The 21,920-nt window shown below is 37.3% G+C and carries 21 protein-coding genes; all 21 read left to right on the top strand.

Annotated features, from left to right (window positions below; all coding sequences use genetic code 11):
• Positions 1-7: 7 nt before the first annotated feature.
• Complete coding sequence (gene aspS, locus IGM09_RS08015) at positions 8-1,777, top strand: aspartate--tRNA ligase (RefSeq protein ID WP_002360034.1); 1,770 nt, start codon at positions 8-10, stop codon at positions 1,775-1,777.
• A 149-nt stretch (positions 1,778-1,926) separates the two neighbouring features.
• Positions 1,927-2,763: a bifunctional hydroxymethylpyrimidine kinase/phosphomethylpyrimidine kinase gene (locus tag IGM09_RS08010; protein ID WP_002385835.1), complete on the top strand. Its 837-nt coding sequence runs from the start codon at positions 1,927-1,929 to the stop codon at positions 2,761-2,763.
• The gene (locus IGM09_RS08005) at positions 2,747-3,253 is read left to right on the top strand and encodes an ECF transporter S component (protein WP_002357086.1); all 507 of its coding nucleotides are present in this window, start codon (positions 2,747-2,749) and stop codon (positions 3,251-3,253) included. Before IGM09_RS08010 ends, IGM09_RS08005 begins: the two co-directional genes overlap by 17 nt.
• Complete coding sequence (locus tag IGM09_RS08000) at positions 3,250-3,819, top strand: TIGR01440 family protein (protein WP_002364165.1); 570 nt, start codon at positions 3,250-3,252, stop codon at positions 3,817-3,819. The genes IGM09_RS08005 and IGM09_RS08000 overlap by 4 nt, the downstream gene beginning before the upstream one ends.
• 142 nt (positions 3,820-3,961) lie before the next feature.
• Positions 3,962-4,840 (top strand): YitT family protein, encoded by an 879-nt coding sequence (locus IGM09_RS07995; protein ID WP_002357090.1) that lies wholly within the window; start codon positions 3,962-3,964, stop codon positions 4,838-4,840.
• Positions 4,841-5,259: 419 nt separating this feature from the next.
• On the top strand, positions 5,260-6,297 hold the full coding sequence (locus IGM09_RS07990) for a sugar-binding transcriptional regulator (protein ID WP_002357092.1): 1,038 nt from the start codon (positions 5,260-5,262) through the stop codon (positions 6,295-6,297).
• 39 nt (positions 6,298-6,336) lie between these two features.
• Complete coding sequence (gene gap / locus IGM09_RS07985; protein ID WP_002357093.1) at positions 6,337-7,338, top strand: type I glyceraldehyde-3-phosphate dehydrogenase; 1,002 nt, start codon at positions 6,337-6,339, stop codon at positions 7,336-7,338.
• Positions 7,339-7,464: 126 nt separating this feature from the next.
• Positions 7,465-8,658, top strand: coding sequence for a phosphoglycerate kinase (locus IGM09_RS07980; RefSeq protein WP_002357094.1), 1,194 nt, complete (start codon positions 7,465-7,467; stop codon positions 8,656-8,658).
• Between the two features lie 48 nt (positions 8,659-8,706).
• Positions 8,707-9,462, top strand: a complete 756-nt coding sequence (tpiA, locus tag IGM09_RS07975) for a triose-phosphate isomerase (protein ID WP_002362045.1) — start codon at positions 8,707-8,709, stop codon at positions 9,460-9,462.
• Positions 9,463-9,593: 131 nt separating this feature from the next.
• A complete protein-coding gene (eno, locus tag IGM09_RS07970; protein ID WP_002357098.1) occupies positions 9,594-10,892 on the top strand; it encodes a phosphopyruvate hydratase in 1,299 nt (432 codons plus the stop codon).
• A gap of 353 nt (positions 10,893-11,245) precedes the next feature.
• The gene (locus tag IGM09_RS07965) at positions 11,246-12,070 is read left to right on the top strand and encodes a toll/interleukin-1 receptor domain-containing protein (protein ID WP_033625034.1); all 825 of its coding nucleotides are present in this window, start codon (positions 11,246-11,248) and stop codon (positions 12,068-12,070) included.
• A 16-nt stretch (positions 12,071-12,086) separates the two neighbouring features.
• Positions 12,087-13,448, top strand: a complete 1,362-nt coding sequence (locus IGM09_RS07960) for a deoxyguanosinetriphosphate triphosphohydrolase (RefSeq protein ID WP_002409766.1) — start codon at positions 12,087-12,089, stop codon at positions 13,446-13,448.
• A gap of 211 nt (positions 13,449-13,659) precedes the next feature.
• On the top strand, positions 13,660-13,875 hold the full coding sequence (locus IGM09_RS07955) for a hypothetical protein (RefSeq protein WP_002357102.1): 216 nt from the start codon (positions 13,660-13,662) through the stop codon (positions 13,873-13,875).
• 143 nt (positions 13,876-14,018) lie between these two features.
• Entirely contained in the window at positions 14,019-16,790 is a 2,772-nt protein-coding gene (locus tag IGM09_RS07950) for a sigma 54-interacting transcriptional regulator (RefSeq protein WP_010707389.1), read from the top strand.
• A gap of 71 nt (positions 16,791-16,861) precedes the next feature.
• Positions 16,862-17,281, top strand: coding sequence for a PTS sugar transporter subunit IIA (locus tag IGM09_RS07945; protein ID WP_002389037.1), 420 nt, complete (start codon positions 16,862-16,864; stop codon positions 17,279-17,281).
• 11 nt (positions 17,282-17,292) lie between these two features.
• The gene (locus tag IGM09_RS07940; protein ID WP_002357106.1) at positions 17,293-17,763 is read left to right on the top strand and encodes a PTS sugar transporter subunit IIB; all 471 of its coding nucleotides are present in this window, start codon (positions 17,293-17,295) and stop codon (positions 17,761-17,763) included.
• Positions 17,764-17,778: 15 nt separating this feature from the next.
• On the top strand, positions 17,779-18,570 hold the full coding sequence (locus IGM09_RS07935; RefSeq protein WP_002357107.1) for a PTS mannose/fructose/sorbose/N-acetylgalactosamine transporter subunit IIC: 792 nt from the start codon (positions 17,779-17,781) through the stop codon (positions 18,568-18,570).
• Positions 18,551-19,384: a PTS system mannose/fructose/sorbose family transporter subunit IID gene (locus IGM09_RS07930; RefSeq protein WP_002384383.1), complete on the top strand. Its 834-nt coding sequence runs from the start codon at positions 18,551-18,553 to the stop codon at positions 19,382-19,384. The genes IGM09_RS07935 and IGM09_RS07930 overlap by 20 nt, the downstream gene beginning before the upstream one ends.
• Before the next feature lie 10 nt (positions 19,385-19,394).
• Positions 19,395-20,471, top strand: a complete 1,077-nt coding sequence (locus IGM09_RS07925; protein WP_010713284.1) for an SIS domain-containing protein — start codon at positions 19,395-19,397, stop codon at positions 20,469-20,471.
• Positions 20,465-21,469, top strand: a complete 1,005-nt coding sequence (locus tag IGM09_RS07920; protein ID WP_002369188.1) for an SIS domain-containing protein — start codon at positions 20,465-20,467, stop codon at positions 21,467-21,469. Before IGM09_RS07925 ends, IGM09_RS07920 begins: the two co-directional genes overlap by 7 nt.
• A 73-nt stretch (positions 21,470-21,542) precedes the next feature.
• The gene (locus IGM09_RS07915; protein WP_010775947.1) at positions 21,543-21,893 is read left to right on the top strand and encodes a DUF2200 domain-containing protein; all 351 of its coding nucleotides are present in this window, start codon (positions 21,543-21,545) and stop codon (positions 21,891-21,893) included.
• Positions 21,894-21,920 lie beyond the last annotated feature (27 nt).

Genomic DNA, 21,920 nt, shown 5'->3' with positions numbered 1-21,920 from the left:
TTGAGAAATGGCAAAACGCACAACCTATTGCGGCAATGTATCTGCCGAATTTATTGAAAAAGAAGTTGTATTAAAAGGATGGGTTCAAAAACGTCGTGACTTAGGAGGCGTTATCTTTATTGATTTACGTGACCGTGAAGGAATCGTCCAAGTGGTCTTTAACCCAGAAAAGTCAAAAGAAGCATGGGAAATTGCTGATAAATGTCGTAGTGAATACGTCATCGAAGTTAAAGGTCAAGTCGTTTATCGTGATAAAGAAGCGATTAATCCCAAAATGAAAACTGGCGAGTTTGAAGTGATGGCGACTGACATTACGATTTTAAATACTGCGAAAACAACGCCATTTACCATTGAAGATGATAATAACGTTAATGACGAATTGCGCATGAAATATCGTTATTTAGATTTACGTCGTCCATCAATGACAAACAACATTAAATTACGTCACCAAGTAACGAAAACAATCCGTCACTATTTAGATAATCATGACTTTTTAGACATTGAAACTCCTTATTTAGGCAAATCAACACCAGAAGGCGCTCGAGATTATTTGGTTCCTTCTCGTGTCCATGCCGGTCATTTTTATGCTTTGCCACAATCACCACAACTCTTTAAACAATTATTAATGGGGGCAGGCTTCGATCGCTATTACCAAATCGTTCGTTGTTTCCGTGATGAAGATTTACGAGGCGACCGTCAACCAGAATTTACACAAATCGATATCGAAACGACCTTTTTAACACCAGAAGAAATTCAAACATATACAGAAAATATGTTGGCTGAAGTGATGAAAGAGACAAAAGGAATTGAGATTTCTGTTCCGTTTCCACGAATGAGCTATGACGAAGCGATGGCACGCTATGGTAGCGATAAACCCGACACTCGTTTTGCTATGGAATTAATTGATGTTGCAGATGTAGTGAAAGACGTAGACTTCAAAGTTTTCCAAGCAGCGTTGGAAAATGGTGGACATGTGAAGGCTTTGAATGCAAAAGGCGCCGCAGATAAGTATTCTCGTAAAGATATGGATAACTTAGGTAAGTATGTGAGTCAATTTGGTGCAAAAGGCTTAGCTTGGTTAAAAGTTGAAGAAGATGGCTTAAAAGGACCAATTGCTAAATTCTTAACAGAAGTTAGTGATGAATTAATTGCTGCTACCAATGCAGAAGTCGGTGATATTTTAATGTTTGGTGCCGATAAACCTGAAATCGTAGCCGCTGCTTTAGGTGCGGTACGTACACGTTTAGGTAAAGAATTAGGTTTAATTGATGAATCGAAATTCAATTTCTTATGGATTGTGGATTGGCCGTTGTTTGAATATGATGAAGAAGCTGGCCGCTATGTTTCTGCTCATCATCCATTTACACAACCAAAAGCAGAGGATGTGGCCCGCTTAGCAACAGACCCAGCCTCTGTGTATGCTGAAGCTTACGATGTTGTCTTAAACGGCTACGAATTAGGCGGTGGCTCATTACGGATCCATACACGAGAATTACAAGAAAAAATGTTTGAAACGTTAGGTTTTACAAAAGAAGAAGCACAAGACCAATTTGGTTTCTTGCTAGACGCATTAGATTACGGCTTCCCGCCACATGGAGGGATTGCTTTAGGGCTAGACCGCTTAGCAATGCTATTGGCTGGGGAAGAAAATATTCGTGAAGTGATTGCCTTCCCTAAAAACGGGAAAGCAATTGACCCAATGAACAACGCACCAAGTTTAGTTTCTCCATTACAATTGTTTGAATTAAACATTGATGTAACAGCCATTGACGAATAAATGTTAAATCTAAAGAAAGAGTGACTTCATTGACGGATGAGGTCACTCTTTCTTTGGGAAGGAAAAGGATAACAAAATAAAAAGTGGCTGAGCTAAAAATCTGCCAATTGGCTGTTTTTTCTTTTTAGAAAACTTTGTATGATAACTGAGTGTATAAAGGAGCGAAACAAATGACAAAAATAATTTTAACAATTGGCGGTTCCGATCCTTTTTCAGGTGGCGGGATTCAAACAGATTTAAAAACGTTTGAAAATCATCAAGTCTTTGGCTTATCAACTTTAACTTGCCTTGCTACAGCCCCCAAGAATCATTTTCAGATTCATGACCTGGAGACTTCTTTGGTGAAAGAGCAACTCGCTTCCATACCTGCCGGGAGTTTAGACGGCATCAAGATTGGCTTGATTCACAGTGAAGAAAGTATGCTACAAATTGCAACCTTTTTGAAAAAGCACGCAGGTCTGCCGGTGGTGTTGGATCCTGTCTTGGCTTTTAAAGAAACGACTTCAGTTTATGAAAAAAGATACATGCAGTTATTGATTGAAAAACTTTTTCCATTCGCAACGATTATAACGCCTAATTTAAAAGAAGCAGAATTACTCATTGGCAGAAAATTAACAACCGTCGAAGAAGTTCAACAAGCGGCGGAAGAGTTAAACTCTTTAGGAGCGGCAACGGTGGTGATTAAAGGTGGTAATCGTTGGCTTGGCCAAGAAGCACGTGACTTTTTTTATGATGGACAACAACATATTCAATTGGTCAAAGAAAAAGTAATGGCCCACACCATTGATGGCGCTGGTTGTTCCTTTGCCTCTGCAATTGGTGCGAATTTAGTTAAAGGATATCCGTTAATTGAAGCAGTTGATTTAGCAAAAACATACGTTCATGAAGCCATTGTTTCTGGGGTCCAGCTAAATGCAGCTTTTGGAAGTGTGTGGCATGAAGGATTACTAGCAGGAGGTGTGGCGGATAATGACAAGAAAAATTAGTCTATATGCAGTAATTACCGCTTTAACAGTGGCTGTGTCAATGGTCTTTATTATCCCCGTCCCAGCAACAAATGGCTTTGTTACATTGGCGGATGCAGGGATTTACATTGCTAGTTTACTTTTTGGTCCGATTGGTGGCTTGACAGTCGGAGCTTTAAGCGGTGGTTTAATTGATTTATTGTCAGGCTATCCACAATGGTTCGTTTTTTCGTTATTGATTCATGGCGGACAAGGTTGGTTAGCAGGGCACTTCTTTAATAAAAATAAAAAGATGCAAACGCTAGGATTACTTTTAGCCAGTCTCCTCATGATTAGCGGGTATGCTTTAGCGACTAGCTGGCTTTACGGCGTGGGTGCGGGGATTGCCTCTTTACCAGGGAATATCATTCAATCCTTATTTGGGGTGATTGTAGCATTGCCTCTTAGTCAAACATTAAAACGTGTGTTACCAAAAAATGGTCGTTTAGAAGAAAGAAGGATGAACAAATGACTATCGATGAAAAAATGTTAAAAGAACAGTTAGTGACAATTACAGAAGAAGTCATTACAGCAGGGAATTTAAAAAAAGGGGACCTATTTGTTTTAGGTTGTACCACTAGCGAGGTAGTAGGTGGCGTCATTGGTAAAAATTCCAGTGCCGAAGTAGGACAATGGATTGTCTCAACCTTAATTGAACAATTAGATAAAAAAGGCATCTCTTTGGCTGTCCAAGGATGCGAACATATTAATCGTGCTTTAGCGATGGAACGTCGTGTGGCTGAAGAAAAAGGCTTTGAAATTGTCTCGGTAGTACCACAATTACATGCTGGCGGTTCTTGTTCAGTGGCTGCCTTTGAAAAATTTGATGAACCTGTGGAAGTGGAGCATATTGTTGCTCAAGCAGGGATTGACATTGGCGATACATCTATCGGTATGCATGTAAAACATGTGCAAGTTCCTCTTCGCTTGAGCATTCGAACGTTAGGTGCGGCCCATGTTACAGCATTATATTCTCGTCCTAAATATATTGGTGGACCAAGAGCCCATTATGAAACAACCCAAGAACGAAATCGTTAAGATTTCGTTCTTTTTTCATTTCTATAAACATTTGATGAATCTTCCGTAATTATTATAGGAATCTCTTTTTTTCTCTCGGTAAACCACGTATAATATGAAAAGAAATGTAATTTATTGAAAACCTGAAACGAGGCTATTATTTATGAAAAAAATTTATGACGGACTGCCAGTTCATGACTATACAACAAAATTTTCTGTGTCGATTGTCTATGCTATTCTTGCATCAATTGCCATGAACTTTTTCTATCAACCAGGAAATATTTATTCCAGTGGCTTAACAGGCTTGGCCCAAATTTTAACAACCCTCTCAACAAAAATTGTCGGTTTTAATGTGCCTGTCTCCATTACATTGTATCTGTTAAATGTGCCGTTATTCTTTATTGCGTGGAAAAAAATAGGTAAGAAGTTTACAATTTTTACTTTCATTACCGTGACTTTAACTTCATTATTTATGCATATTGTTCCGCAAACGGTGATGACTCAAGATCCAATTATCTGTGCTATTTTTGGTGGGGCGATTTCTGGATCAGGAATTGGTTTTGTCTTAAAAAACGGGGTTTCTTCTGGGGGATTAGATATTCTAAGCATTACCATTCGGAAAAAAACGGGGCGTTCCGTTGGCTCGATTTCAATTTATTTTAACGCACTAATTGTCTTCGTTGCAGGTTATTTATTTGGCTGGCAGTACATGTTCTACAGTGCGTTATCAATTTTTGTAAGTGGGAAGGTCACAGATGCCGTTTATACTAAGCAAAAGAAAATGCAAGTTATGATTGTCACTAAAAACCCAGATCGAGTCGTGGATGAGATTCAAAAGAAAATGCGCCGCGGTATTACAATTATTCATGAAGCGGAAGGGGCGTATCGCCACGATCGCCAAACTGTTTTGCTAACTATTGTGACACGCTTTGAGTTGCCAAGTTTAGAAGCAGCCATGAAAGAAAGTGATCCGAATGCCTTTGTCAGCATCTCAGATAATGTTAAAATTTTAGGACGTTTTTACGAAGAAGATTACAAATAAAAGGGTATGAAGCAACGAGAGAATGGCTGTGTCTATTCCTTCGTTGCTTTTTTTGAAAAATAAGTAAAAAATGCTTTGTGAGAGGACCTGAAATTCCCATTTAAACAAGAAGTTAATTGAAAGACGTTCGTGAATTCCTTTGCTTTTGGTTTAATTAGATCTAATTATTCGGAAATAAGTCGCTATTGTTTCCCACAAACGAATGCTTTGTTTGGATTTGAAAGAAAACGATGAAAAAAGAATCATTTTTATTGAAAAGACCTAAAAAAACTGGTACACTAAGTGTGTAATTGATAAGTACTTTTAATACTGTTATGAATAAATAGTAGGAAAAACGAACATCAATTCTATTTTTTTAAAGTTCATAGGTCGTTTTCAGTCTTACTTGGACATATTTCGACCCACAAAAGGAGCGCATCATGTTAAAAGAATTTAAAATGATTGAAGCAGTTGCTCCAGATATGCTCGATGTATTACAAGAAAGATTCCAAATTCTTCGCAATATTTATTGGATGCAACCTATTGGACGTAGAAGTTTATCAGAAACGATGGGAATTACAGAGCGAGTCTTGCGTACAGAAACAGATGTTTTGAAGCAGCTCAACCTGATTGAACCTTCAAAAAGCGGAATGACATTAACAGAACGCGGTTTGGAAGTCTACCAAGGTTTAGAATTAGTCATGAATCAATTGCTTGGTATGCACCAAATCGAAAAAGAAATGACACAGTACTTTGGCATTCAACGTTGTATCGTTGTTGCAGGAGATAGTGATATCCAAAAGAAAGTTCTTTCGGACTTTGGAGATGTCTTAACCAATACGCTGAATTTACTCTTACCAAATGGTGAGAATACAATTGCGGTTATGGGTGGGACAACAATGGCCATGGTGGCCGAAAATATGGGATCACTAGAAACTGAAAAACGTCATAATTTGTTTGTTCCAGCCAGAGGAGGGATTGGTGAAGCAGTTTCTGTCCAAGCCAATTCAATTAGTGCTGTAATGGCCAACAAAACGGGTGGTAACTACCGGGCGTTATATGTCCCAGAACAATTGAGTCGTGAAACGTATAATAGTTTATTACAAGAACCCTCGATTCAAGAAGTTCTTACGTTAATTAGTCATGCCAACTGTGTGGTGCACAGTATTGGTCGAGCGTTGCACATGGCGGCACGCCGAAAAATGTCTGATGACGAAATGGTTATGCTCAAACAAAAAAATGCCGTGGCAGAATCGTTTGGTTATTTCTTTGATGAAGAAGGAAAAGTGGTCTATAAAATTCCACGAATTGGCCTTCAATTAAAAAACTTACAAGAAATTCCCTATGTCGTCGCAATTGCGGGCGGCAAAACGAAAGCCAAAGCCATTCGCGCATATATGAAAAATGCACCAAAACAAACGTGGCTCATCACAGATGAAGCTGCTGCAAACGAGATTTTAAAAGGGGTAACCCTTTAAAATAAAAAATTTTTGATTTTCATAAGGAGGAAATCTTTAATGACAGTTAAAGTAGGTATTAATGGATTTGGACGTATCGGACGCTTAGCTTTCCGTCGTATCCAAGATGTAGAAGGAATCGAAGTAGTTGCAATCAACGACTTAACAGATGCTAAAATGTTAGCACACTTGTTAAAATATGACACAACTCAAGGCCGTTTCAACGGTACAGTTGAAGTTCACGAAGGTTCATTCAACGTTAATGGCAAAGAAATCAAAGTTTTAGCTAACCGTAACCCTGAAGAATTACCATGGGGCGAATTAGGCGTAGACATCGTTTTAGAATGTACAGGTTTCTTTACTTCTAAAGAAGCTGCTGAAAAACATTTAACTGCTGGTGCAAAACGTGTAGTTATTTCAGCTCCTGGTGGTAACGATGTACCAACAATCGTTTACAACACAAACCATGAAACATTAACTGGAGAAGAAACTGTAATTTCAGGCGCTTCTTGTACTACAAACTGCTTAGCTCCAATGGCTAAAGCTTTACATGACAACTTTGGTGTTGTTGAAGGTTTAATGACAACTATCCACGCTTACACAGGTGACCAAATGACATTAGACGGACCACATCCTAAAGGCGACTTCCGTCGTGCGCGCGCTGCTGCTGCAAACATCGTACCTAACTCAACTGGTGCTGCTAAAGCAATCGGCTTAGTAATCCCAGAATTGAACGGTAAATTAGATGGCGCTGCTCAACGTGTTCCTGTAGCTACTGGTTCATTAACTGAATTAGTTACTGTATTAGACAAAGAAGTTACTGTTGATGAAGTAAATGCAGTAATGGAAAAAGCTGCTAACGAATCTTATGGTTATAACACAGACGAAATCGTTTCTTCTGATATCGTAGGTATGACTTACGGTTCATTATTCGATGCAACTCAAACAAAAGTTATGACAGTTGGCGACAAACAATTAGTTAAAACTGTTGCTTGGTATGACAACGAAATGTCATACACTGCTCAATTAGTTCGTACTTTAGAATACTTCGCTAACTTATAAGATTCATTCTTATCATTAGTGAAATTTGAACAATTGTGAAATAATAAGCGGGGAAGCAACGCGCTTCTCCGCTTTCTTTTTTTAAAAAAGAAAAATCCTAAAATTGACAATACAGGAGGTCTACTCATGGCTAAAAAGACAATTAAAGATGTAGATTTAAAAGACAAAAAAGTCCTTGTCCGTGTTGACTTTAACGTTCCGTTAAAAGATGGCGTGATCACAAACGATAATCGTATCGTAGCGGCTTTACCAACAATCAAATACGTGATTGAAAATGGCGGAAAAGCAATTCTTTTCTCTCATTTAGGTCGTGTAAAAACAGAAGAAGACAAAGCTGGCAAATCATTAAAACCAGTGGCTGAACGTTTAAGCGAATTACTAGGTCAACCAGTTACTTTTGTTCCAGAAACACGTGGTAAAGAATTAGAAGACGCTGTTAACAATATGAAAGACGGCGACGTTTTAGTATTTGAAAACACTCGTTTTGAAGATGTTGACGGCAAAAAAGAAAGCGGCAATGACGCTGAATTGGGTAAATACTGGGCTTCTTTAGGCGATGTATTTGTCAATGATGCTTTTGGTACTGCACACCGTGCACATGCCTCAAACGTTGGAATTGCTTCAACTGGTATCCCAACAGTTGCTGGTTTCTTAATGGAAAAAGAAATTAAATTCATCGGCGAAGCTGTTGAAAATCCAAAACGTCCATTCGTAGCAATCTTGGGTGGCGCAAAAGTTTCTGACAAAATCGCTGTCATTGAAAACCTAATTGAAAAAGCCGACAAAATTTTAATCGGTGGCGGTATGGCTTACACATTCATGAAAGCACAAGGCTATAGTGTTGGTTTATCTTTACTTGAAGAAGATAAAGTGGACTTAGCGAAAAGCTTAATGGAAAAAGCTGGCGACAAATTAGTTTTACCGGTTGATACAGTTGTCTCTAAAGAGTTCAGCAATGACGCTCCTTTCCACACGGTTCCTTCAACTGAAATCCCAGATGATGAAGAAGGCTTGGATATCGGTGAAAAAACAATTGAATTATTCGCTAACGAATTACAAGGTGCGAAAACAGTTGTTTGGAATGGACCAATGGGCGTATTTGAAATGAGTAACTTTGCCAAAGGAACAATTGGTGTTTGTGAAGCGATTGCTAATTTAGAAGACGCAACAACAATCATCGGTGGTGGGGACTCTGCTGCTGCAGCAATTCAATTAGGCTACGAAAACAAATTCTCTCACATCTCAACAGGTGGCGGAGCAAGTTTAGAATTATTAGAAGGCAAAACTTTACCAGGTTTAGCTTCTATTAACGATAAATAATCAGTTTAAAAGACAATATTTTTAAAAAAAGAAAAGGATGTGCTTTTCATGCGCAAACCAATTATCGCTGGTAACTGGAAAATGAACAAAACTTTAAGCGAAGCACAAAGCTTTGCAGAAGCAGTAAAAAATGCTGTTCCATCAAACGACGTTGTTGACGCTGTGATTGGATCTCCAGCATTATTCTTAGCTCCTTTAGCTTGGAACCTAAAAGATTCTGAAGTGAAATTAGCTGCACAAAACTGCTACTGGGAAAACGCTGGTGCCTTCACTGGTGAAAACTCACCAGCTGCAATTGCAGATTTAGGTGTGAACTATGTGATTATCGGACACTCTGAACGTCGCGAATATTTCCACGAAACAGATGAAGATATCAATAAAAAAGCCAAAGCAATCTTTGCAAATGGTATGACACCAATCTTCTGTTGTGGTGAAACTTTAGAAACGTATGAAGCTGGTAAAACAGCGGAATGGATCGAAGGTCAAATCACTAACGGCTTAGTTGGTTTATCAAACGAACAAGTTGCTTCAATGGTTATCGCTTACGAACCAATCTGGGCAATCGGAACTGGTAAATCTGCAGATGCTAATATTGCAGATGAAATCTGTGGTGTTGTTCGTTCAACAGTTGAAAAATTATACGGCAAAGAAGTTTCTGAAGCTGTTCGTATTCAATACGGTGGTTCTGTTAAACCAGAAAACATCGCTGAATATATGGCAAAAGAAAACGTTGACGGTGCTTTAGTCGGCGGCGCAAGCTTAGAAGCAGATTCATTCTTAGCTTTATTAGATGCTGTAAAATAAGAAATCACTAACGGTAACGTTTTCTCAATGACTTTTGCAAAAAAATGTTTGCATAGTTTGCGAGAATTAACTACAATCATACATGAGGGAATCCCCTTAGTATAAATACAAACTCAAAGGAGAGACAAAACATGTCAATTATTACTGATATTTACGCACGCGAAGTCTTAGACTCACGCGGTAACCCAACAATCGAAGTAGAAGTTTACACTGAAAGCGGAGCTTTCGGCCGTGGAATGGTTCCTTCAGGAGCTTCAACTGGTGAATACGAAGCAGTTGAATTACGTGATGGCGACAAAGCTCGTTACTTAGGTAAAGGTGTTACTAAAGCTGTAGATAACGTAAACAACATCATTGCTGAAGCAATCATCGGTTACGATGTACGCGATCAAATGGCTATCGATAAAGCAATGATCGATTTAGATGGAACTCCTAACAAAGGTAAATTAGGTGCTAACGCTATTCTTGGTGTGTCTATCGCCGTAGCTCGTGCTGCTGCTGATTACCTAGAAGTGCCTTTATATCATTACTTAGGCGGATTCAATACAAAAGTATTACCAACTCCAATGATGAACATCATCAACGGTGGATCACATGCTGACAACAGTATTGACTTCCAAGAATTCATGATCATGCCTGTAGGTGCGCCTACATTCAAAGAAGCTTTACGTATGGGTGCAGAAGTATTCCACGCATTAGCTTCAATCTTAAAAGGTCGCGGCTTAGCTACTTCAGTAGGTGACGAAGGTGGTTTCGCTCCTAACTTAGGTTCAAACGAAGAAGGTTTCGAAGTAATCATCGAAGCTATCGAAAAAGCTGGCTATGTTCCTGGTAAAGACGTTGTTCTTGCTATGGATGCTGCTTCTTCAGAATTCTACGACAAAGAAAAAGGCGTTTACGTTTTAGCTGACTCAGGCGAAGGCGAAAAAACAACTGAAGAAATGATCGCGTTCTACGAAGAATTAGTTTCTAAATACCCAATCATTTCAATCGAAGACGGCTTAGACGAAAACGACTGGGACGGATTCAAAAAATTAACTGAAGTATTAGGCGACAAAGTTCAATTAGTTGGTGACGATTTATTCGTAACAAACACAACTAAATTAGCTGAAGGTATCGAAAAAGGTATCGCTAACTCAATCCTAATCAAAGTTAACCAAATCGGTACTTTAACTGAAACATTCGAAGCAATCGAAATGGCTAAAGAAGCTGGCTACACTGCAGTTGTATCTCACCGTTCTGGTGAAACAGAAGATTCAACAATCTCTGATATCGCTGTTGCAACAAACGCTGGCCAAATCAAAACTGGTTCATTAAGCCGTACTGACCGTATTGCTAAATACAACCAATTATTACGTATTGAAGATCAATTAGGCGATGTAGCTGAATACAAAGGCTTAAAATCTTTCTACAACTTAAAAAACAAATAATTCATTTAATGAATAACGCTTAAAGGGACAATTGGTTAATGAACCAATTCTCCTTATACTCGGACGTAAAAACACGCCTTTCTGCAAAGAAAGGCGTGTTTTTTTATATTTATAAAAATATTGAAAAAAATAGATTAGAAATAACTTCAACCGTACATCGCTCTATAATCACTTGTTTAAAAATAACAAAACATTAACAAAACAACATTATATAAAAATTTAATAAAACAAAATAATTGTTATTTTATAATTTTAGTATTGACTGGTTTCAGATAACGCTGTACGCTTAAAGAAATAGTATAGAATTTCACAAAAAAATGAAAATACAAATTTAACTTGGAGGATGTTGAGTAGTGAGCAACGGGAAAAAGATTTTTATTAGTCATAGTTCAAAGGATCAAGAATATGTGGATGCGTTTATCCAATTGTTGAAAAAGTTTGGGTTTCGAACACAGGATATTTTTTATAGTTCCGCTATTGAAACAGGTGTACAGCCAGGAGAATTAATTTTTGACACGATTAAAAGGGAGCTAACCAATCAACCTGTCATGCTGTATTTTTTATCTGATCATTATTATCAGAGTATTCCATGTTTAAACAAAATGGGTGCTTCTTGGATGCTATCAGATAAACACTATCCAATTGCGTTAAATAATTTTTCTATGAAAGATATGAAAGGTGTTATTAGTAGTGAGCGTTTGGCGATTGCGTTTAATGATAAGACAAGTACTAATGAAATAAACTGCTTATTAAAAAAGTTATCTCATGACACAGATGTACAAGCTGAGCCAGATTTTGAACTAAACGTTGAGAAAAATATTCAGCCATTCCAAAATAAACTGACACAACTGATTCGGCAAGCAAGTTATTTAAAACCTGATGAAAAGGGATATTTTGAAACGACTCTTAGCACTCATCGTCCTGTGTATGGCACAGCAAAAGGGGTGTATGACTGTTTCAAATTACCTAGCTTAATTGAGCCTAAAAGCTTAGGGTTAGACACGCTATCAGAGGATGAAAGCCATTGGCTATTCTTTTTTCTTACGTGGGGAACTTTTCAAGAAGGCGAAAAAGTGCGGTTTAAATTGAAAAAGGATAAGGCGTATAACAATAGGGAATTCAGTGATATTGGTAAATGTAAAAATATTTACGTCTCTTATTTAGAGAAGGTAGAGTAATTGGAGGAGGTAATAAATGAAAATGAATTGGCGTCAGTTGGTTGGTACATATCGCATTTCTGATAATGGCAAACAATATCAAAATGACTGGTTAAATAAGCAAGTTGATTTAGCCACAGAACTTCGTAAATCTTTTGATAGTGACTATCGTAGAGTAATTAAAAGTGATGCATTTAGACGCTTACAAGATAAAACACAAGTTTTTCCTTTAGAACGTAATGATTTTGTAAGAACACGTTTAACACATAGCTTAGAAGTGGCAATGCATAGCAGGGATATACTTAGATTAGTTATTTCACAGTTGAACGAACGAAACATTGAGGTTATGGAATTATCAGAATGCTATCGGTTGTTAGAAACAGCTGCATTAATCCATGATATTGGCAATCCCCCTTTTGGACATTTTGGGGAAGAAGCCATTCGTATTTGGTTTGAAAAAAATGGTCCTTTGTATGCTTGTTGGTCTGATTTTTCGGAGCAACAACAAAATGATTTTCTTAACTTTGAAGGAAACGCTCAAACCATCCGACTTTTAACAAAACTGCATCATGATAATGGGACTTCTAAAGCAGGAATGAAACTAACTGCCACGACATTAGATACAGTTATCAAATATACGGCATCTTCAGATCAATTAAATAAGCAACAGCTTTTGTCTAAAAAAGTTGGCTATTTTTACTCGGAAAAACAAGTGTTTAACGCCATTAAATTTGCGACAGGAACACAAAATAAGCGACACCCATTAGTCTTTTTGCTAGAAGCCTCAGATGATATCGCCTATACTTTTTCAGATATCGAAGATGCCTATAATTATGGTTTATACAGCTATCAAGATTTAAAGCAGTTTGTTGATGGGCAAACAGGAACAAAAAAATTTTTAATGTTAGAAAAAGATAAAACAGAAGAAGCTACCTTACAAGAATTTTTGAGAAAGACACAAAGAGCTGTTTGTCAAAGCGTAGCGAAAAATTTTGCTAATCATTATGACTTAATTATGAGAGGTATCTATCATAATGAAATTATCATTGAAGATTGTGATGAAGTGAAATGCTTTCAGGCATTAAAAAACTTTTCTAGAGTCTATGTTTTTCAAACAAAAACAATTTTGGATCAAGAGGTATTGGGCTTCAATATCATCAATCGTTTACTAGATGAATTTGTTCCAGTCGTACTGAAATATGAAAAAGTTTCCATGAATAAGTATGAGGAGCGAATCTTTAATAATATTTCGGAAAGCGCGAAAGCGTTGTATAGAAGAGAAGCAAAGAACGCTACAGAAGCAGAAAAAGACTATTATCGTTTGAAAATGGCGGTGGACTTTGTATGTAATATGACGGATGGATATGCCAAAAAAGTTTATGATACATTATTCACTTAAAATTTGAGAAAAAGCTTCTCAGCGGTTGCCGCCGCTGAAGAAAACTAGTTCATTGCACAGGCTGATCGTTTCAGTAAAAATTTTAAAGATGCTAGTAATTTCACTGAAAATCGGGTACACTAAAATTAGCTAGTGTAACTAGCAAAAAAGGCAACTGGAATAGATAGGTTGTGCTGTCTATGAAGGGCTTTGTTTGTCAGGTGGTGCTGACATGCAAAGTGCCTTTTTTCTTTTTCTCAACATTTTAAGGACAAAAAACGATTGCAACATGTCACAATCGCTAACCTCGGAGAAAAAGGAATTTTTCTCCAATGGCCATTTCGATAACCTGTTGTGTGTTTCGAAACATTCAGAACGGTGGTGCGTTCTTTCAGTGCCTAATTATCCAATTCGTTTCTTGTTCCTCTATTTACAGTATACTGAATGAAAGCCTATTCTGCAATGATAGAATCAGGTTCCTGTGATTAAATAACATAAAAAATGGGCTCCTTATATAAAGAAAAATAACAAAAGAAATTTTGAATATTGACGTTTTTTTTAGGTACGTTATGATAAATGAGAGGTGATTTTATGTTAAAAATGCAAATTGTTGATTATTTACGCAATCAAACAGCTTTTTTTGAACCATCTTTAGTCAGTGAAATTTTCACAGCAAGCAATATTGCAACGACATTTTCTATCAAACGAAATACAGCTAGTCACTATTTAAATCAGTTAAACGAAGAAGGGATTCTAGTTAAGATCAATACACGACCAGTTTACTTTTTTCATAAAGAAGCGTTTCAACAACAAAACTATCTTTTAAAAAGAACTGTTTATCAAAGTTTCCAAGAAATGATCGATGAACAGCCTGTTTTTGATCGCAAAAGTGATTTTTTTCAGTCGGTCATTGGTTATCGCGGTAGTTTAGCTCAGACCATCGAACAATTAAAAATGGCAGCGCTTTATCCTGGCGGTGGATTGCCTGTCTTAATTACAGGTGAAAGTGGTACGGGTAAAAGTTTTTTAGCATCCTTATATTATCAGTTTTGTCTTTCAAAAGAACTACTTGACGATTCAGCACCTTTTGTGACAGTTAATTGTGCGCAATATGCCAACAATCCAGAGCTTTTAACTAGTCAATTATTTGGGCATCTTAAAGGCGCTTTTACGGGAGCAGATTCCGATAAAATTGGGGCCTTTCAAAGTGCAGAAGGGGGCGTTTTATTTTTAGATGAAGTTCATCGTTTGAGTCCTGAAGGGCAGGAAAAATTGTTTACATTTTTAGATCAGGGTATCATTTATCGGATGGGTGAAACCAATCGGCCCATTCCTGTTACGTGTCGGTTGTGCTTTGCCACAACTGAAGAAATTTCTAGCACCTTTTTAACGACATTTTTAAGACGAATTCCTATTCAAATTAAAATCCCAAGTCTTGCTGAACGCACTCAAGCGGAAAGAAAACAATTAATTATGCGAGCATTTTATGAGGAACAGCAAGCTATTCAAAAAGCAGTTACTATCACGCCACAAGTTATCCAACTTTTAGAAAATCACCATTATGTAGGCAATGTAGGTGAATTAAGAAATAATATAAAAATTATTACTGCACGCAGCTTTGCCGCCAATCTTGATAAACGTGTTATTCCAATCACTTTGCACGATCTACCGAAAGAATTTCTGGATCAATCGATCAGACTAGCTCCTGATGAAAATGAATTGCCTATTCGTTTAGATGAGCAAACAAATCTGGTTAGTTTGTTAGAGGAAACAGAGCTTGCGCAAAGAAAAATTATCCAGAGTTATGAACGAATCCTTCGTCTTTATGTCTCTCACCATCATCATCTTTCCACTGCTAATAACGACATCTCGAAAGAAATTGAACGCTTATTCGATGATTTATTATTTGAAAAGAAGCGAGAGAAAAATCACGAAATGTTATTGTTTATTACGCAAAATATCCGTCAATTATTGGAAACGATTGAATCGTCTTATCAAATTCGGTTTAATGGCAGTTTAGTCTATGCATTAAGCACCTATCTGTTTCAACGAAGATGTATTGATTGGTTTCCAGAAAAAGAACCTACAACAGTCATTGACGAACTTTTAACAGAAGTTCAAACTAAATTAGCAACTAGTTATGGCTACGCTGAACAACTGTTAACTTTAGTGAAACGTTCATTAGATATTGAACTATCCCAGATGGATCGAATTATTGTCACCATTTATCTTCACTATTCGGGTTCAGTAAAGGAAAGTCACTATCCGAAAGCGGTGATTGTTGCCCACGGATATGCCACAGCAAGTAGTATTGCGAATGTTGCAAATCGGCTGTTAGATGTGCCAATTTTTCAATCGTTTGACATGCCGTTAGATGTTACTCCCAAAAAAATTTCCGAACACTTAATTCACTATATGGAACGTCAAGAAACGAGGAATGGTTTAGTAATTCTTTTTGATATGGGTTCATTGAAAGAAATTTATCAGTATTTTCCGGCAGAAGAAGAAGGTCCTTTTTTATTAATGAATAATGTGACAACAAGCTTGGCTCTGTCTATAGGAGAAGCCATTAAAGACGAAGTTTCTTTTGAAGAATTGCCCCAAAAAGCGTTAACGGTTCATCCAAATGAATGGGAAATCATATTACCTGAAAATAAAACGGAACGTGTCATTTTAACAACGTGTAGTACCGGAATTGGCACAGCCGTTAAAATTAGAGATTTACTTGAAAAAAGTTTACCTGCGGAAGCACAATTAAAGATTATTCCTTGTGAGTATAATCAATTACGTAATGCAGAGTCGATCAAAGAAAGTTTTCCAGAATATGAGATTGTCGGCATCATCGGTACAAACAACCCGTCTTCAAATGACCTCCCGTATATCTCTTTAGAAGAGTTGATTGCAGGAAAAGGAATTACGACCCTTTTAGAATGGACAAAGAGAGAATTAACTAAAGATATGCTGTCCTATGTAAATCATGAGTTGATTCGTAACTTTTCATTAGATCGGGTCATTCAATCAGTGACGATTTTAGATACAGAAAAAATTATTCGACAAGTAGAAGTCTTTTTAATTCAATTAGAAGAGCGGTGGCAACAAACAATTCAAAATGATCGTAAATTAGCGGTATATGTCCATGTCAGTTGTTTAATTGAACGATTAATCCGGAATGAACCTATTGAAAATTATAATGGCGCCGAACAATTAAAGCAGTGTCAAAGAACGGTCTTGCAAGAGTTAAAAGAGGCGTTTAGTGTCATTGAAAAAGTTTATAGTGTCAATATACCTGAATCGGAGCTTTTTTATGTCTATGATGTGTTGTTTGGAAAAACGGAGTTTAACAACGCAGAAAGCGATTTTTAAAATAAAAAGGAGGGAGTGCCACTTTTTTGGCACTCTTTTTGCTATATAAAGAAGTAAGTGAGGTGAAGAAAATGGAACGTAAAATTATTCTGGCAACACATGGTAATTTCGCTGCAGGGATTCAGACATCATTAGCTTTAATTTGTGGTGAAACAAAGAATGTGGAATGTCTTTGCGCTTATATGGAACAACCTTATGATTTAGCCAAGACGGTCAAAGACATTTTAAAGAACAATCAACAAAATGAATTAATTGTGATTACAGACCTATTTGGCGGAAGCGTGAATAACGAATTCTTTAATTATGTGGGGAAACAAGCAATGCATTTAATTTCAGGATTAAATTTAGCAACATTAATTGAAATATATACCCAAATAAATACTGTTGATTCATTAGTTGATTTAGTAAAACGTGCCGTTGAAAACGGACAAGAAAGTCTTTGTTATTGTAATGAGTTATCTAGTAAAGAAATTTTAGAAGAAGAATTTTAGGAGGAAATGAAATGATTAAATTGTTAAGAGTCGATCATCGATTGTTACATGGTCAAGTGGCTTTTTCATGGACCCAAGGCTTAGGCGCCGATTGTATTTTAATCGCAAATGATGACGTACCTAAAAATGATATTCGAAAAACAACCATTAAGCTAGCTAAGCCAGCAGGAGTAAAACTGGTCATTAAAACGATTGAAGATGCGATTGCCGCACTAAAAAGTGGTGTTACAGAAAAATACAAACTTTTTATTGTAGTTGAGAGTGTGGAAGATGCTTATCGATTGGCTACTGCTTATCCAGAAATAAAAGAAATTAACTTAGGAGGGATGAAAGTAAGGGAAAATACTCGAAACATTTCTAAAGCAATTAATATCACACCGGATGAAGAAAAAATGGTTAAAGAATTGGTCGCAAATGGTTGTGAAGTTGAAATTCGACAAGTCCCAAATGACAAAAAAGTAGCAGCATTAAATGTCTTGTAGAAAGGAGAAATAAAAATGATAGGACAAGCGATTCTTTTAGGTTGCATCGCTTTTATTGCGCAGTCGGAATATGCTTTAGGAACCTCGTTGCTTTCAAGACCAATTGTAACCGGTTTATTTGTCGGAATTGTATTAGGTGATGTCAAAACGGGCGTAATCATGGGCGCGACCTTAGAGTTAGCTTTCATCGGTTCTTTTTCAGTGGGCGCATCAATCCCACCTGATGTAGTGACTGGTGGGATTCTTGGTACAGCGTTTGCTATTACTGCTGGCGCAGGAACAGAAACAGCCTTAGTCTTAGGCTTGCCAATCGCAACGTTAACGTTGATTCTTAAAAATATTTATTTGGGTTTGCTCATCCCAATCATGAGTCAAAAAGCTGATCAGTATGCTGAAGAAGGAGCATATAAAGGGGTGGAGCGCATGCATTTACTTGCAGGCTTTGGCTTATCGTTCATGCTAGCGCTCATTGTAACTATTTCATTTGCCGTGGGCAGCAACACCATTAAAGGCTTACTTGATCTGATCCCTGAATTTATTCAACATGGGTTGTCTGTTGCAACGGGGATTATTCCAGCGCTAGGATTTGCGATGCTTGCACGCTTACTGATTAACAAACAAGTAGCGCCATATTTCTTTTTAGGCTTCGTCTTAATGGCCTACTTTAAGTTACCTGTAACAGGAGTAGCAATTTTGGGTGCCATTACAGCAGTAATTGTTGTGAATATCATGAATTATGCCAAAGGAAAGAATGAAACAATACAAACAACAAGTGGGGAGGTAATTGATGATGACGAAGACTTCTAAAACTAAGACAGAAAACTTAATTACAAAAAAAGAACTTAATCAAGTCTTTTGGCGTTCATTCCAAATGGAATTTTCATGGAATTATGAACGTCAGATGAATATGGCTTATGTCTATGCCATGATCCCTATTTTAAAGAAATTATATCCTCAAAAAGAAGAGATGGCGGCAGCTTTAAAACGGCATCTTGCTTTCTTTAATACCACGCCGCATATCGTGACGTTTATTTTAGGAATTAATGCTGCAATGGAAGAAGAAAATGTTCTGGACGAAAATTTTGAAGTTGGAACAATCGATAGTATTAAAACCTCGTTAATGGGACCTTTAGCTGGTTTAGGTGATTCCTTTTTCTGGGGAACCTTACGCTTGATTGCAACAGGTGTTGGAACTTCGTTAGCTTTACAAGGGAATGTGTTAGGGCCAATTCTATTTTTACTCATTTTTAACGTCCCCCATGTGATTGTTCGTTATTTACTGAATCGTTGGGGCTATAAATTAGGAACTGGTTTTCTCAAAAAAATTCAAGCAAATGGCATGATGGAAAGTCTCACATTAGGCGCTTCAATAATTGGCTTGATGGTGGTAGGTGCTATGACCGCCTCCATGATTGATTTAACTATCCCGATTACAATCAGCGGAAGTGGCAAAAATGCAGTCACGGTTCAAAGTATCTTTGACGATATCATGCCTAAATTATTACCGCTTGCATCCTTTGGTTTTGTTTTTTATTTATTGAAAAAAGAAGTAAAACCTTTAGCGATTTTAGGTGGCATGGCAATTGTCGGAATTCTTGGCTCATTAATTGGTCTATTTTAGGAGGCAAAATATGAAAACGATGCTGGATTATATAAATGAGGAGCAAGTAGCCCTAACTCAGATTCTTAACCAATTTCAATTAACTGATACAGACGTTTCAAAGGTCACGCACTGTCTAATTTTAGCAACTGGCTCGTCACATAATGCTTGTCAGGCGGCTAAAGTTTACCTTGAAGAAGTGGCGCCTATTTATGTGGAAATCCAAGAGCCGTTCAATTTTGCTCATTATGGCAAAGTGGATGATCGGTTTGATCTGGTCGTAGCGGTTTCGCAAAGTGGTAAAAGTGCTTCAACAATTGATGCCATTGCAAAAATTAAAAACCAAACGTCTGTAAAAACAGTGGCCTTGACAAGTGATGTCACCAGCCCGATTACGGAGGTTGTGGATGAAGTCCTGGATTTAAAAATGGGGCTTGAAACAGTTGGTTTTGTCACAAAAGGCTATACGGCAACACTTTTAAATTTATTTCTATTTGGTTTGAAACTGGGCTATCAAAAGCATCAATTAACAAAAGTAGAGGTTGAAGAAGAATTAGCAAAACTTGCCAAAGCAATTCAGGAAATCGATTCGGTGATTTATAAAACCGAACAATTTTGGCAAAAAACGAAAAAAGAATTAACAGAGGGGACAAGATTTATCGCAATTGGTTATGGGCCTAATATTGGTACGGCAAAAGAGTTTGAGACGAAGTTTACAGAAACAGTTCGCTTACCTTCCCAAGGATTTGAAGTCGAAGCCTATATGCATGGGCCTTATCTTGAAGCGGATACTACACATCTTTTGTTTTTTATTGAAAATCAAAGTCCTATTCAAGCACGTAGCCAAGCCTTGAAAAACTATCTAGCCAGTTATGTTGGCCAATGTTACACAATTACAACGCGTTCAACGAGAGCATTAAATACGTTAGAGTTAGCAAGTGATGTCGAAGAAAAAATTAGTCCTTTATTATTAGTTATTCCATTTCAATATTTGGCGTATCAAGTAGCTACAAGTAAAGGAATTGATTTATCTCAACGGATTTTTGATGATTTTGATTGTGTCCTAAAAAGTAAAATAGCAAAGAAAGAGGGAGATCAGCCATGTTAAAATTTAATGAAGAACAACAAATCAAAGACATACGAGGTGCCTTAGCCTTGCGTTCAGATGTTGAAAAAGTTGTTGATCAAGTTTGGACGAAAGGATTTGATGCGGTCTATTATTTAGGAATCGGCGGTACTTATGCTTCAGCCATGCAAGCAGTTACTTATGCGAATGGAAAAAGTAATTTACCAATCTATGTTCAACATGCTGCTGAGTATTACACAACAGGCAATAAACGTTTAACAGAAAAATCATTCGTCATCTTGTCTTCCGTTACTGGGACAACACAAGAAGTGGTGCAAGCCGTTCAAGAAATCAAAAAGGTCGGCGCAACGTTATTTGGTTTTATCGATGCAAAAGACAGTCTTTTAGCAGATTTATGTGATTATGTGGTGACTTATCCAGCTCCAGGAACTGAGCAAATCAAGTTCTTTATGGTAGCTGATCGTTTAATGCAAAAAAACAACGAATTTACAGATTACGAAAATTATTACCAAGAATTGGAAGAATATTTGCCTACAGGTTTAGCTGAAGCCGAAAAAAGTGCCGATGCGTTTGGCTTAGCTTTTGCGGAAAAACATCGTCATGATAGCATTCACTATTTTATTGGCGCAGGAAACCAATGGGGAGCGGTCTATTCTTATGCAATGTGCTATTGGGAAGAGCAAAGTTGGCTTCGTTCAAAATCAATTCATGCAGCAGAGTTCTTACATGGAACGCTAGAAATTGTAGATGAAACTACGCCAGTAACGTTGTTTATTGGAGAAGACGAGCAGCGACCGTTGGCAGAACGAGTAGCAAAATTATTGCCGAAAATCTGTGCCAATTATACAATTATTGATTCGAAAGCGTATGAACTTCCAGGAATTAGTGAAAAATATCGTGGCCGAGTTGTTTCATTTCTCCTAATGCATGCGGTAACGCAACGCATTGATGCGCATGTAGAAAAATTAAATTGTCACCCATTAGAGATTCGTCGTTATTATCGTCAATTTGATTACTAAGACAAAATAGCCTCTTTTTCCAGCAAGCCTGTGGTAGACTGAAGAGAGAATACTTCAGAAAGTAGGAAAACCAATGACAAAACCGAAAATCTATACAGTGACCTTTGCCAGTGTTTACCCGCTATACATCCAAAAAGCAGAACGTAAAAATCGAACGCAAGCGGAGGTTGACGAAATTATTTACTGGTTAACTGGTTATGATGAAAAAGGCTTGCAACAACAATTGGCTCAAAAAGTAACGATGGAAACATTTTTTGAAGAAGCACCCAATTTTAATGAAAACGCCCAATTGATCAAAGGCGTAATTTGTGGCTATCGCGTGGAAGAAATTGAAGATCCTTTAATGCAAAAAATCCGTTACCTAGATAAATTAATCGACGAATTGGCCAAGGGAAAAGCGATGGAAAAAATTTTAAGAACATGAAGAGGTCGGGACAGAAGTGTTTCACTC

The sequence above is a fragment of the Enterococcus sp. DIV0167 genome, from assembly GCF_050541555.1.
In the GTDB taxonomy this organism is placed as follows: domain Bacteria; phylum Bacillota; class Bacilli; order Lactobacillales; family Enterococcaceae; genus Enterococcus; species Enterococcus faecalis.
Note: the sequence above shows the minus strand (reverse complement) of the source record. Positions and strands in the feature narration are given on the sequence as shown.